We start from the raw sequence: 12,847 nt of genomic DNA, 5'->3' as shown, positions 1-12,847 counted from the left end.
CCGCAGCACGGACCGCGATCTTCGAGTGGATCGAAGCCTGGTACAACATACGCAGACTGCACAGCAGCCTCGGCTACCGCAGTCCCGCCGAATACAAGACCGCCCTGGCGGCCTGACCACCACACCAACGGTGTCCGTCAAAGCGGAGCAAGCTCAGTCGAGACCGCTCGCGCGGTGGCATCCCGGGTGTTGGCGGCGTTGGCAGCCAGGTCAAGTTGGTAGGAATCCGGCGTCGGCTGAGGCTCGGCCGCGGCCTGGGCCAGCCCTAACGCCTGCGGCGACTGGCCCGCTTTCAGGCCGGAAAAGACATCGGCCGCGTTCAGCCCGATGCGGGCCGTGTACACATCGATGCTGTAGGTGTGTTGCTGCCCCTGCGGGTAGCCGGCGGCTTGCGCTGTGGTGGCAGCTCCGAGAAGGGCCGCCAGGGTTGCTATCGCTGAGACCAGACGCGTGGCGCGTCGTCGCATGACTTCCCCCGGTGCTCGTGTGGCGTGGACGCTCTGATAGGACCAGCTGACGAACAGTCGGATGCTGCCACGGGCATGCACGCGCATCAAGACCCCGGCAGGGGCGCACCAGCGCATCGACGGCCGATCCGTACGCGCGGGCAGAGCTCCCACCGTTTCGAGGACCAACTCCCCCGGTCCGGCGACCACCGCTGATCCTCACGGCGCAGCACGCCGAGGTCGTGGCGCGGCACGTCAAGATCGTGGTGCGCCTGCGGTAGCGACAGGGGCCGGCCCGCTGGTCCGCTCGGGGGTTCGGACGGCGGGCCGGCCGTCTCCAGCGTGCGGGTGCATGGCACGGCTGCGCACCCGGGGCTACGCCGCCCCGGACGCGTCACCGAGCACGCGGATGAAGTACGACTCCTCGCCCACGGCGAGCACGCGCAGCAGCCGGCCGGGTGGGGTGATCTCGTCGGCGCAGTAGGCGGCGGACACCCGTTCGTGTGAGCAGACGTCACCGGAAAGTCCCGGCTCCTGGCGCTGCCGGAGCCGGCGGCGGGGCTACAGCTCGACGTCCATCCAGGCGATGTCGTTCAGCTCGACGCCGAGGCGGGCGGCGCGGCGGCCGTTGTCCTTGAAGTAGTGCTCGCGCAGGCCCTCGGCGAGGATCCGCTCCTGCTCGGCCTGGCTGGCTCCGGCGTCGCGGGCCGCGTAGAGGCGTCGGGCGACGTCGCCGGGCATCTTTTGGGTGATCACGCGGGGGCGGGGGTCGTCGGTCGTGCCGCCGGCGGCGCTGAAGCCGAACGTCGCGGAGATGTGCAGCATGAAGCCGCGCTGCTCGGCGTCGCGGCGCACCCGCTGCTTCACCCGGGGCTGCCAGGTGGCGCGGACCTTGGTCTCGATCGCCTTGGCCGCGGCCGGCTTGGGGACGGCCTGGCCCTTGAGCCAGCGCTGCACGGTGCGTTGGCTGACGCCGAGGTCCTGGGCGAGCTTCTTGGTGGAGCCCTTGGCGCCCTTGAGCAGGAACCGCATCCGGGCCTGGATGGACTGTGGGATCGGGCGGGTCCGCTCGGCACGCTCCAGACCCTCGTCGATCTCCCGGCTCACACTGTTCTCCTTCCCGGCCGCCCAGGCGGCGGCCACTACTGGTGACTCCCTGTTCGAGCTCATGGGCGGTAGCGGCCGTCTGATCCGGGGAGCCAGAACGGCCAGCAGCGGCGCCGTCTGACGGTGCTCAACCGGACGGGGCTGGGTTTCGGCGGCCGTACGACAGGAGGCAGCCGGCCGCGGTTGTCGCCCGCTGCTCCTACTCGGCCTCGGTATCGGTATCGGCGACGGGTGGATCTTGCGCGGCGTCCGGCAGGGAACCGGCTTCCCGCAGGGCCTCGGCGACGATGTCGGCAAGCTGCCTGGAGGATAGGTGCGCGGTGGAGACAGTCTCCGTGTAGCCGGGGGCGCTGTCGGCAGCCGCGGCGAAGGGCAGGGCCAGGTCCTGCCGCAGATGCCTGAGGACTTGCCGCTCGGTGTCGAGGGCCTGGCGCGCGGTCGGCAGGTCGAACTGGGCGGTGACCGTCCAGCCGGTCGCGGTGAGTCGGCGGAGGCGGTCACCGTTGCCGGTGATCCCGATCTTCGTGACCTTCAGGTTCTTGTTCACGGCGACGTACAACTGCGCAGGCGCGGCCATCTCGAGTCCCCGACCGGCGGCGCAGTGCGGGCAGCCGTGTCCGGCGCGGATGTCCGCGACGCTTAGGGCGACCGGGTATCCGCAGCGGGTGTGGACGGACGGCCACGGACGTGTGCTTCCCGGGTACGGCCCGGTGGGCTCGAAGTCGGCGCTGTCCAGCAGCTCGGTGGCGGCGTCCGCGGTGAGGCGGCCGGTGGGGCCGAGCCCGCGCATCGCGCAGGCGTGGCATCCGCCGACGCCGCGCCGTATGTCGGCGAGGCGCGGTGTGACCTCGCGGCCGCATTCCTCGTGCAGGCAGCGCCACCGCGCGCCGACCTTCCCCGGGTAGGGCTCTTGCGGAAGGTAGCCCGCCTGCCGCATCTCGGTGTCCGCCACTTGGTCCGGGACCCGCATCGCGTCGGCCGCTCTGCGTACGGCGCAGGCGCGGCAGGCGCTTTGTCCCTTGCGGACTGAGGCCAGGCTGGGCGTGACGATGGTCCCGCAGTTCAGGCACTGGCTTTGCCACGGGGTGGTGCTGCCGGGGTAGGGGGCCAGCGGCTGCACTCCGGCCCTGCGCATGTCGGCTTCCGCGACGGCGGGATCGATCCGGGCAGGCACCCTGACCTCCTGGTTTGCGTGACCCTACCGGCACAGTGTACTCATTTTATTTAGATTGATCTAAACCAAATGAGACAGGGGTGGGTGGTGGACGGCGTGATGCCGGTGGTCCTGCCGGACGCCGAGAGCGCCCGGGTTCTGGACCGGGTCATCCTTCCGGCCTGGACCGCAGGGGCGGTGCCGCAGGAGCGGCCGGTGGTGCTGCTCGTGGCCGGCCCGCCCGGCAGCGGGAAGACCACCCTCCGCAACCTGCTGATGCCGGTCCTCGACCGGCGGGGCGGCGCCGTACGGATCGGTGCCGACCTCTACAAGGCCGCCCACCGGCACTACGAGGCGCTGCTGGCGAAGGACGTGCGGACCGCCGGCGGCGGCGTGCGGTTGGATACCCGCCGCTGGCAGGCCGCGGTGGAGAAGCACGTGCGTGCCCACCGGCTGGACGCGCTGGTGGAGACCTCGTTCGCGGACCCGGAGGAGGCCCGGGCCCAGGCGGCGGCGTACCGGGCGGCCGGGTACCGGATCGAGGTGGTCGCCGTGGCGTGCGCCTTGGCGTGGAGTCAGCTCGGTGTGCTGGAGCGGTACCTCGGCGACGGCGAGGGGGCCGGGCGGTGGGTGTCGTGGGCCAACCACGACGAGTGCGCCCGCCAGCTGGCCCGGACCCTGGACGTGCTGGAGGACGAGCACCTGGTGGACCGTGTCACGGTGGTGCGGCGCGGCCTGGAGTTCCTGTACGGCAACGAGCTCGTCGATGGGACGTGGGCCCGGCCGCCCGGCGCGGCGCGGGCGGTGGAGGCCGAGCGGGCCAGGTGGTGGGATGCGGTGGAGACCGCCCGCTTCCGCCGGTCCCTGGCTGGTGCGGAGCGTGCGCTGGTGCGGGCGGAGACCCGGCTTCCCGCCGACCGGGTGCTGGCCGTGGGGCGGGACGCGGAGCGGTGCGCCGCGCTGGCCGAGCCGGTGCGGCGCACCGCGCAGCCGATCCCCGGGCCGCCCGGCGTCGACTACCACCGGCTGTCCGCCGACGAGCACGAGTGGACGTTCGAGAACCTCGTCGTCCCCAGCCTCGGGGAGATCGTGCCGCAGGAGCGGCCCGTCGTCGTGTACGTGATGGGGGCGCCCGGGGCGGGCAAGACCCGGGCGGCGCGCCTGGTCCACCGGGCGATGCGCGAGCGCCAACCGGTGGGCATCAGCGGCGGGATGTTCAAGGCGGCCCACCCCGACTACTTCCGGCTGCTGCGGGAGCACCCGCGCACCGCCTCCGCCCGCATCCGCACCGACTACAAGGCCTGGCAGGCCCGGGCCGAGGCGTACGTGCGGGAGCGGAGCGCGGACGCCGTGATCGAGATCGCCCCGGGCAGCGCAGCCGCCTTCCTCGACGACGCGGCCGCCTGGCGCCGGGCCGGGTACCGCGTCGAGCTGCTGGTGCTGGACGTGCGCGCGGCCGACAGCCGCCAGGGCACCGCCCTGCGCTACGCCGAGGTCAGCCGGGGCGGCACCCGGCCGGGCCGGTTCACCACCGGCGCTGGCCACGACCGCTGCCTGGCGGCAGTACTGGAGTGCGTCGAGCTGGCCGAGGACCGGGCGGTGGACCACATCACCGTGATCCGCCGTGACAACACCGCCGTCTTCCGCACCGCGCTCGGCCCCGACGGCCGCTGGAGCGGCCCGGCCAGGGCCGCCCAGACGGTTGCCGCCGGACAGCAGCGGCCCTACACCGAGCAGGAGGCCCGCCAGTTCCTCGCCCACCAGCGTCAGCTGCGCGCGGCGCTGCCGCAGTACCGCACCGAGATCGACGCGATCACCCGGCTGGCCTGGCCGCTGCTGCCCCACGCCCTCCAGCCCGGCCGCCTCGCCGTGGCCGCCCAGGTGCCCGCCCTCCCGGCACGGCCCGCCGACTACGGCCCGGCGATATCCCTGAGCTTGGCGTCGTAGACCGCCGCCGCCTGGTCGATCTCCTGCGACGTCGCATGCCGCAGCCTGCGCAGGTCCTCCATGCACGCGCCGTAGCCGGCCACCAGGAGGTCGACCCGCTGCGCGTCCGGGGCCGGCCGCCCGCGCTCGGCACGGATCTGCTCGGTGTACCAGGCCGCGATCGTCTTGATCTTCTCCGCGATGTCCTCGTAGGCGCCGTCGTCGCCGGAATCGTCCGGTGTGCCGGGCCCGGCACCGGCCAGGAAGGGCTCAGGAAGTTCATGGCCGTACAGGGCAACCGCCTCGCTTCTCGGAAGTCCGCTGATCAGGGATGTTTGACAGGTTGGAGCCTACGGCCGCCCCGCCTGCGGCTTCCCCTCGGGCCCATGGCTGCGCCGGCGCCCTTGCCGGAATGCGCCGCAATCTGCTGGCCCTGCAATGGCGCTGGTGCCACCATCAGGCGATGAGTGTCCCGCGCAGCAGATCCACCCCGGAACTGATGACCTATCTCCTCGAGCTGAGCACCGAAGCCGAGAAGCCTGTCCACCGCCAGCACGTGATCTCCAAGGTCCTCCTCAAGCGCTTCGCCACGCCCCAGCCCAAGGCGGCGGGTCTGCGCGTCACCCGCTTCGACCTCCACAACCCGCAACGCCGCCACAAGCACAACAGCCCGGCCGCGTTCGGCTGGGTCGACAAGTACGTGCCGTTCGCCTCCGGGTCCATGGAGCGTCTCTGGCAGGACACCGAGAACCGGCTGCCCGCGGCGCTCGCCGCCGTCGACAACGGATCCGTCCTCGCAGACCCCCAGGCGAAGGACACGCTGCGCGATGCCATCGCACTGCACTACACCCGCAGCCTGCGAGTCCGCGACATCCACCACAACTCCTGGCAGCAGACCTACACCGCCCACCGCACGCGCCTGCTCACCACGGACGCCGACCGGGTCAGGCAGGCCGCCCTGGCCGAGTACGGCCTGCACCTGGCAGGCCCCGACGGCCTCGAGTACTTCGTCGACCTCTTCCTGCAGCCCTCCACCGACCTGTACGAGAGCGGAGCCCTGTTCCGCACCAGCCTGGAAAACCTGTTCGCCAAGGCCCGCCAGCGCCTGGCCAACGCCTCCCTCCACGTCGTCACAGCAGGAGCAGGGGAGTTCCTGATAGGTGACAGCCCCGCCATCTCCGTCCGTAACACACGGCCGGGACAGCGCGTCCTCAACATTGCCCTCGGGGACGCCAGCACCGTCCTCCTGCCCCTCGGCCCCCGCCACCTGGTGACCCTCTCGCGCGAAGACAGGGCCTTCATCGCTTCCAGGGAACAGGTAGACGAGCTGAACAGGCTCCAGATCCAGGCCGCCGAACGGTACGTCCACCACCGCCCCGGAGAAGCCATCACCCGCTTCATCCGGCAGACGTGCGCCGCCGTCAGACCACCAGCGCTCCCGACCACCGCCTTCGCCACGGCCACCACGGCATCCCGGAAGAAGGCGGGGTGAACGGTCCCTACGGCGTGAAGACCGCCCACCCCGCACACCCCTGACACCGGTATCGACCCAGCCCAAGGGGGCGTAGGTTGATGACCGGTCAGATCAGTGCGGAGGGGGAGTCGTCGGTGGCGAGGGATCTGCGGGCGCTGTTCGGCTCGAACGAGCGGAGTCTGGGGACCGAGGAGGCGTTCACCAACCGGGAAGGCCAGTGGGCGCAGGTCGCGGCCGCGATCGGCGAGCAGCTGGCCCACGTGGCCGCTGACGGCTTTGACGTCCAGGACCTGGAGACGGCGCGGCGCAACGTGCTGGTCTTCCACGGCATCGGCGGCGTCGGCAAGACCACCTTGTCGCGGAAGCTGGAAGCCGCGCTCACCACGGCCGAACACCGGCCCGCGCAGTGGGGCGAACCCACCTGGCCGCAGGCACCACGGCTGCTGCCGGTGCGCATCGACCTCGCCCGCTCCGCCGGGACGGACTTCGAGCGCCTCGTCCTCACCCTGCGCCTGGCCCTCGCCGGCCTGGACCGCGCCCTGCCCGCGTTCGACATCGCGCTCGGCCGGTACTGGGAGCACACCCACCCCGGCGAGAGCCTGGAGGAGTACCTGCGGCGTGCCGGACTGGTGAGCCGCGTCGCCAAGGCGCTGCCCGGCCAGGTGCAGGCGGCGCTGTCGAAGGCCGCCGAGGAGCTCGCGCTGCCGGGCGCGGTCGGCTCCGCGGTCGGGCAGGTCACTACCGCCGTCGTGCGGGCGGTACGCGAACGCCGCACCACCGCCCGCGCGCTGGCCGGCTGCCCGCGGCTCGCGGACCTGCTGGAGGCGGAGCCGGACCTCGAGGCGCTCTCCTTCTACCCGCACCTGCTCGCCTACGAGATCGACCAACTGCCGATCAAGCGGGCCGTCGTGCCCGTGGTCCTGCTGGACACTTTCGAGGACACCGGCAACCGCACCGACCGCGACCTGGAACGCCTCATCCAGCGCGTGGTGTGGCTGATGCCGAACGCCCTGTTCATCGTCACCGGCCGCAGCCGCCTCCAGTGGGCCGACCCTGCGCTGCAGGGGCAGCTCGACTACACCGGGCCCGCCGCCTGGCCGCAGCTGGCCGCCCACATCCCCGCCGCCCGCGAGGCCGCCTCCACCACCACCGGCGCGGGGACGGCGGCCGACCGGCAGATCCTGATCGGCGACTTCAGCCCCGAGGACTGCGACGACTACCTCGCCCGCCGCCTCACCACCGACGGCCGGCCCCTCATCGGCGACGAACTGCGCCAGGTCATCACCGCCCGCTCCCACGGCCTGCCCTTGGTCCTCGACCTCGCCGTCATGCGCTTCCTGGAAATCCGCCGCACCCGCACCCCCGAGCCCGCGGACTTCGACCACGACTTCCCGGCCCTCCTGGCCCGCACCCTCCAGGACCTCACCCCCGACGAGCGGCACGTCCTGCGCGCCGTGAGCCTGCTGGACGCCTTCGACCTCCCGCTCGCCACCAAGGCGGCCGGCATGACCCACCAAGCCGCGGCCCTGCGCCTGGTCGAACGGCCCTTCGTCCGCGAAGACCAGCTCGCCCTGTGGCCCTACCACCTGCACAGCGTGGTGCGCTCCACCATCCGCCGGGCCGACGACCACACCGACGACCGCTGGTCCGACCAGGACTGGACCAGCGCCGCCACCCGGGCCTTCGATGCACTCGGCAACCAGTGGACCAGCGCCCCGGGCGGCGGCCGCCGGCTGTTGGTCGCCTGCCTGCGCCAGGGCCTCGCCCTCGCCCGTGACCACCGGCTCGACCTCGGCTGGCTGTCGGAGGCGGCGTGGGCGTACGTGTCCGACTCCGTGTGGGAGCCCCTCGTCCTACGCCCGACCGGCACCGGCGGGGGCCGCGACAGCGGGCAGCACCTGGCGACGGCCGCCGACGCCCTGGTCGAGACGCTCAACGCCCTCGCCCGCCGCCAGCACGAACACCGCGCCCGCACCGTCCAGCGTCTGGCCGCCGTCGTCGACACCCGACTGCTGCCCGAGGACCTCCACCACCTGGCCGTCTACTACCTCGCCAAGGCGCAGCGCGACCTCGGCCACCGCGTCGGCTCCCGGCACGGCATGCAGCTCGTCGCGGACGGTGGTGGCCGGCTCGCCCCGGCCGCTCGGCGCGGTCTGGTCCACCTTGCCCGCCTCGCCGGCGATTTCCCCGCCGCCCACGCCGCCGCGCAGGGCCTCGGGTGGAAGGGACGGCAGCACCGCGTCGAAGGCGACATCCTGTGGCCCCACGGCGACATGCGGCGTGCGGCCGACGCCTACCTCGCCGCCCGCACGGACGCCGAGCAGCACGACGTCGTCGGCGAGCGCGCGACTTCCCAGGCTCAGCGCGCCTTCGTCCTCGCCTTCACCGACCCGCAGGCGGCCGACGACGAGATCGACCTCGCCGAACAGCTCCTCGCCGGGCTCGACCTGCGCGCCACCACCCTGACCGTCCGCACCGCCGCCGTCGTCCGCGATGCCGGCCGCGACGACGTCGACGACCGTGTCCAGGTCCTGCGCGCCGAGACCGCGGCCTCCGGCATCGTCGCCGCCCAGGCCGCCCTCGAACTCGCCGCCGCTTTCCATCACGCCGTCCGCGACGACGACGCGGCCCTCGCCGCTGTCCAGGCCCACCTGCGCGACCTCGCCCGCGGCGGCGACTACACCTACTACCCCGACATCGCCCACTACATGGCCGGCCTGACCCCCGGCACCCCCTCCGACGTCCACTGGATCGACGACGAAGAGGCTGTCCGCGCCAGGTGGCGCACCCTCGTCGCCACCCGCCGGAACCTTCTGAGTGCCGCACGCTGAACAGCGAAGGCCGGCCCCAGAACGGGGCCGGCCTCACTCCGCAGACGTACGCCTACTGCTTCCCACCCAAGCGGCGCAGCTCCTCCAGAATGGCCGCCTGCCCGGCCACCACGCCCTCCAGGGCCTTGCCCTGCGCTTCCAGCATGCGGCCCTGCGACTCCAGGGCATGTCCCTGGTTCTCCAGGATCCGGGTGTGCTCGGCAAGGGCCTTGCCGTGTTCGGCGAGAACGCGTGCCTGCTCGCCCTGGCCCGCCACCAGCACACCGACCGCCTCTGCGAGACGGGTCATCGCCTGGCGCTGCTCAATCTGGTCCTCACGGATCGCGTTCAGCACCTGCGTGTGCCCGCGCAGGGAGCTGCGTACCTCGGCGCTGTCCCGGTCGGCCATGGCCGCCATCGTGCGCGTCGCCGCGGACTCCTCCCGGAGGCGGTCGAGTTCCGCCTCCACCGCCGCCAGCCGCGCGCGCAGCTCGTCCATCTCGCTCATGTTTTCCATTGTCCAGGTCCCTCCCTGTCCGGCTGTCCGCCGTTCAACCTAGCCGAGGCCGATCCCCCGTCTGACCTGCCGGAACGCGGCTAACTGCAGCGCTGAGCAGACGCCCTTGTTCAGCCGACGTTGCGCAGCCGGACGACCTTCGAGCGGCGGCCGAGTGCCTGGTTGGTGAGGCGGTAGTACCGGATGTTGTTGAACCGGTCGTACTCCTCCAGCCAGCCGGTCTCAACGAGTTCTTTGCGAACACGGGAGAAGAAGGTGGGCGCCCAGCCCATCTCTTCGGCCAGAGCCTGCCCGGTCTGCTGCGTGCCCGTCTTGCCGGCGGGCAGGGTGGCGTAGAAGGACAGGAGCAGCCGCTGGTTGGGGCTCAGGTCCTTGGTGCGGCCGATGAGGGCGCGGACGTCGTCACGGGTGTCGCTCACGGTTGCATTCTCCTCGGCTCAGGCACTGCGCGCGGTCCGGGCTTTGCGGGCGGCGGCGTGGATGTGGGTGAGGAAGTTCGCGGGTTCGACCTGGTCGTCCTCGGCCGGGGTGACGAGCAGGTACGACTCGGGTTCCTGGGTCAGGCCCTTGATGTGGGGCGGGTTCCAGCCTGTGAGCGCCTCGCGGTGCTCGTAGCCGGAGCCGCGGAACACGAGGTAGGGCGTGATCTCGTAGAAGGGGCTGCGGCCGACGCTGCCGGATTTGCGCAGCAGGCGGTCCTTGACCAGCTTGCGGATCATCCTGGTGAGCGCGTCCGGGGAGAAACCGAGTTCCTTGCCGATGTCGGCAACGGTGCGGTTCACCAGCTCGGGCTTGAGGAGGGTCGCGCCGCAGTACCAGGTGATGACGCGGATCTCGGCGTCGGTGCGGCCGGATTCACGGGCGCACAGGGAAACGAAGCGGATCAGGCTGAACGTCCCGTAGGCGCCGCCGTAGCCGAAGTCGGCCTGGGGGACGGGCTCGCCGGTGTCGGCGTAGATGAGCCGGGTCGGCCGATAGGCCATCGCGCTGCTCCGTTCCTCGTGCGACCTTGGTGCGACGTACAGGTGATCCGATCCTGGGATCGGATCGCTTGCACTCACCCTACATGTACTGAGCGGCAAGGTGATCCGATCCGGGGGTCGGATCACCTTCGTGTCCCGTACATGTACTGAGCAGACATGTGATCCGACTGCCGGATCGGGTCATCCGATCCCAGGATCGGATCGGAAACCTACATTTCCGCAGGTCAGACCGGGTTCGCCGATCTCTCCACTCTGATGGTTAAGGTAAGTGGGCACGCGCGGCACCCTCCGCCACAACGGAGGGTCAGTCGCCGTCCCGGACCGCGCCACCACCTGTGCCGCGCCCGCCCTCGGACCTCAGGACCGCTGAGCATCCCCTTCGGCACCACCGGGTCGGACCCGTCTCCTGGGGTTCGCCGCACTGCTTCATCAGTTCGACAACCTGGGTGGGCGCGGCGGTCACGTACCCCATCCAGTAGCACCCGCTCGCCTGCCACCCGCTACGGTGCGCCGACAGTCCACCTGAACCGTCTGCCTGCAGGTGGCTCCCTGGCTCCACACATGACCTGCACCATTGGCAGGCGTCCGGCCACTGGTGGGCCGCGCCGGGCTCAGCCACCCACTGATGACGTGGGCGGGGGCCAGGTCAGGCCGGTCACGGCCCGACCGGTGAGGCGACGGGCCGACGGTGGGGCCGGCCACGGCCCCGGCGGCGGGGCGGCGGCTCAGGCTCTCGACCGGGGGCTGGTCCAGCGCAGCCCTTGGCGCTGGCCAGGGTGCGGTAGCGGAGCGCACCGCGGCTGGCCATCTGCCTCGCTGACTCCGCAATGGTGGGGTGTTGCAGCCCGTACCCGGTCCCGGCAGGGCAAGTGCTGCCACCTGCTGGCGGGGGGAGAGCGAGGGGGCAAAAATCCATGGCTAGCGCACGGCGACGTGTGGGCGTCGAACACCTCTGACGGACCAGCTTCTCCGACGAGACCACCCACCCTGGCTGCAGGCCACCGGATACCCACCACGTGGCCCCTGCCTGGGCGCAGCGTGGCCCTACGCCAGCGCGGCGACCGGGCCCGGCTGCGGGATGGTGTCGGTCGCGGTGACGGACCCGGCCGTGCGAACGCTGCCGGACGCGTCCGGCAGCCACAGCCGGGCCGAGCGGCCTCGGTGTGCGGCGCCCCGGCCGGACGACCGGACCTCGATCCGCCGGCCGTCGAGCTGTCCCCAGCCGTTGCCGAGCCCAGTCCATTCCCGGCGGGTGACCTCCAGGCGCAGCGCGGAGCCGGGCCAGGGGCGGTCGAGGCAGAGCATGACGGTACCGGTGCGCCGCAGGTGGGCATCCAGGCGGGCGGTGGTGCGGGGGGCGAGGCGTTCAGGCGGGCGGGCCACCAGGACGGTGCAGGCGCCGGCGAGCGCGGAGACGACCTCGCCGAAGTGGTTTTCGTCGACCTGGTCGGCGACGAGGAGACGGTCCAGGGGCAGGCCGAAGCCCGCAGCGGCGGCGAGCCCGAGGTCGGGGAGGTTGAGAGCCGCCGCCCAGCGCACCGGGTCTGCGGCGAGCGGGCCGGCTGCGAGAGCCAGCAGGAGGGATGCTTCGTCGGTCTCGACGACGGTGCCGCGGGCGAGGCCGCCGCCGGGCAGCAGCGGGCGGAGCGGGTCGAGGACCGGGAGGGTCTCGGCGGCCGCGCGGCGGGCGCGGCTGGTGGGCGAGGTGTTCTCCAGCAGGTCGGCCAGGCGCTGGGCTCGGTCGTCGACGGACAGGTCGGGGACGGCGGCGAGCGTCATCGGACCTGCCCTCCGTCTCCGCTCGGTCGATGGGTCGAGCGGGAGCAGCCGCAGGGTGGCGTCGTCCACGACGATCCAGGCGGCCTGCTTGTCTTCGCCCCACCGGGCATGGGTGATCCACGGTCTGTCCGGGCCGGGGCGCCGGCGGGCAGTGAGCAGGGCCGAGCACCAGGCGCCGCCCGTCCGCAGCCAGGCGAGCCGCCAGCAGGCCTCGCCAGGGCTGACACCTGGCGGGCCGGCGAGCTCGGCTGGCACCCGGATGGCGTCGTGCCCGGCGCCGGACGGCACGGGATCGTCGGCGGGTCTGGCGAGCGGTCGAATCCGGGTGTCGTCGAACAGGAACCAGCCCCAGGATTCTTCGCCCGGCCCGCCTATATCGGGTCCCCAGGCAACATGGACGACCCACAGGGGACTGCCCGGCGGGCGCCGCCACACCGTGAGCAGCCCGGTCCGCCAGATTCCGCCGAGACGGATCTCCACCAGCCGCCACCGCCGTACATCCCGGTGAAGACCGGGCAGCATCATCAGCTCGCGCGGTGCCCGCTCGGCATCACCGGGCATCGGCGCGGGGTGCGCGGCACGGGAGAAAGGAACAGCGCTGGTCACAGGCCCAAACGTAATTCGAATACAAGTTCGAGTCCAGCCGCCTGCA

General features: G+C 72.2%; 11 protein-coding genes. 4 read left to right on the top strand and 7 right to left on the bottom strand.

Annotation, left to right across the window (positions count from 1 at the left end; genetic code table 11):
- On the top strand, nt 1-116 hold a 116-nt coding region (locus ACWCXH_RS34145), incomplete at its 5' end, for an IS3 family transposase (RefSeq protein WP_449805398.1).
- A gap of 21 nt (nt 117-137) precedes the next feature.
- On the opposite strand, the gene ACWCXH_RS34140 is transcribed toward ACWCXH_RS34145, so the two are convergent.
- The 3 genes from ACWCXH_RS34140 to ACWCXH_RS34130 form a co-directional block, all read right to left on the bottom strand.
- Nucleotides 138-656 (bottom strand): hypothetical protein, encoded by a 519-nt coding sequence (locus tag ACWCXH_RS34140; RefSeq protein WP_449805396.1) that lies wholly within the window; start codon nt 654-656, stop codon nt 138-140.
- A 351-nt stretch (nt 657-1,007) separates the two neighbouring features.
- On the bottom strand, nt 1,008-1,553 hold the full coding sequence (gene tpg / locus ACWCXH_RS34135) for a telomere-protecting terminal protein Tpg (protein WP_449805395.1): 546 nt from the start codon (nt 1,551-1,553) through the stop codon (nt 1,008-1,010).
- A 199-nt stretch (nt 1,554-1,752) separates the two neighbouring features.
- Nucleotides 1,753-2,727, bottom strand: coding sequence for a hypothetical protein (locus tag ACWCXH_RS34130; protein ID WP_449805394.1), 975 nt, complete (start codon nt 2,725-2,727; stop codon nt 1,753-1,755).
- Between the two features lie 69 nt (nt 2,728-2,796).
- On the opposite strand from ACWCXH_RS34130, the gene ACWCXH_RS34125 reads away from it, so the two are divergent.
- The 3 genes from ACWCXH_RS34125 (at nt 2,797) to ACWCXH_RS34115 (ending at nt 8,937) form a co-directional block, all read left to right on the top strand.
- Nucleotides 2,797-4,653, top strand: coding sequence for a zeta toxin family protein (locus tag ACWCXH_RS34125; protein ID WP_449805393.1), 1,857 nt, complete (start codon nt 2,797-2,799; stop codon nt 4,651-4,653).
- Nucleotides 4,654-5,131: 478 nt separating this feature from the next.
- A complete protein-coding gene (locus tag ACWCXH_RS34120; RefSeq protein ID WP_449805392.1) occupies nt 5,132-6,124 on the top strand; it encodes a DUF4238 domain-containing protein in 993 nt (330 codons plus the stop codon).
- Nucleotides 6,125-6,204: 80 nt separating this feature from the next.
- A complete protein-coding gene (locus tag ACWCXH_RS34115; protein WP_449805391.1) occupies nt 6,205-8,937 on the top strand; it encodes an ATP/GTP-binding protein in 2,733 nt (910 codons plus the stop codon).
- 52 nt (nt 8,938-8,989) lie between these two features.
- On the opposite strand, the gene ACWCXH_RS34110 is transcribed toward ACWCXH_RS34115, so the two are convergent.
- From ACWCXH_RS34110 to ACWCXH_RS34095, 4 genes are all read right to left on the bottom strand, one after another.
- On the bottom strand, nt 8,990-9,424 hold the full coding sequence (locus ACWCXH_RS34110) for a hypothetical protein (protein WP_449805390.1): 435 nt from the start codon (nt 9,422-9,424) through the stop codon (nt 8,990-8,992).
- A 119-nt stretch (nt 9,425-9,543) separates the two neighbouring features.
- A complete protein-coding gene (locus ACWCXH_RS34105; protein WP_449805389.1) occupies nt 9,544-9,852 on the bottom strand; it encodes a replication initiation protein, RepL2 in 309 nt (102 codons plus the stop codon).
- An 18-nt stretch (nt 9,853-9,870) separates the two neighbouring features.
- Nucleotides 9,871-10,416: a MarR family transcriptional regulator gene (locus ACWCXH_RS34100; RefSeq protein WP_449805388.1), complete on the bottom strand. Its 546-nt coding sequence runs from the start codon at nt 10,414-10,416 to the stop codon at nt 9,871-9,873.
- Between the two features lie 1,044 nt (nt 10,417-11,460).
- Nucleotides 11,461-12,801 carry a hypothetical protein gene (locus ACWCXH_RS34095; protein WP_449805387.1) on the bottom strand — a complete coding sequence of 447 codons (1,341 nt, stop codon included), beginning with the start codon at nt 12,799-12,801 and terminating at the stop codon, nt 11,461-11,463.
- Nucleotides 12,802-12,847 lie beyond the last annotated feature (46 nt).

Source organism: Kitasatospora sp. NPDC001660, from assembly GCF_053596725.1.
Note: the sequence above shows the minus strand (reverse complement) of the source record. Positions and strands in the feature narration are given on the sequence as shown.

Bases quoted from the DNA above. Each gene is read 5' to 3' on its own strand.
- ACWCXH_RS34120 (WP_449805392.1), top strand. From the start codon at position 5,132: ATGACCTATCTCCTCGAGCTGAGCACCGAAGCCGAGAAGCCTGTCCAC.
- ACWCXH_RS34125 (WP_449805393.1), top strand. From the start codon at position 2,797: ATGAGACAGGGGTGGGTGGTGGACGGCGTGATGCCGGTGGTCCTGCCG.
- ACWCXH_RS34115 (WP_449805391.1), top strand. From the start codon at position 6,205: ATGACCGGTCAGATCAGTGCGGAGGGGGAGTCGTCGGTGGCGAGGGAT.
- ACWCXH_RS34110 (WP_449805390.1), bottom strand. From the start codon at position 9,424: ATGAGCGAGATGGACGAGCTGCGCGCGCGGCTGGCGGCGGTGGAGGCG.
- ACWCXH_RS34100 (WP_449805388.1), bottom strand. From the start codon at position 10,416: ATGGCCTATCGGCCGACCCGGCTCATCTACGCCGACACCGGCGAGCCC.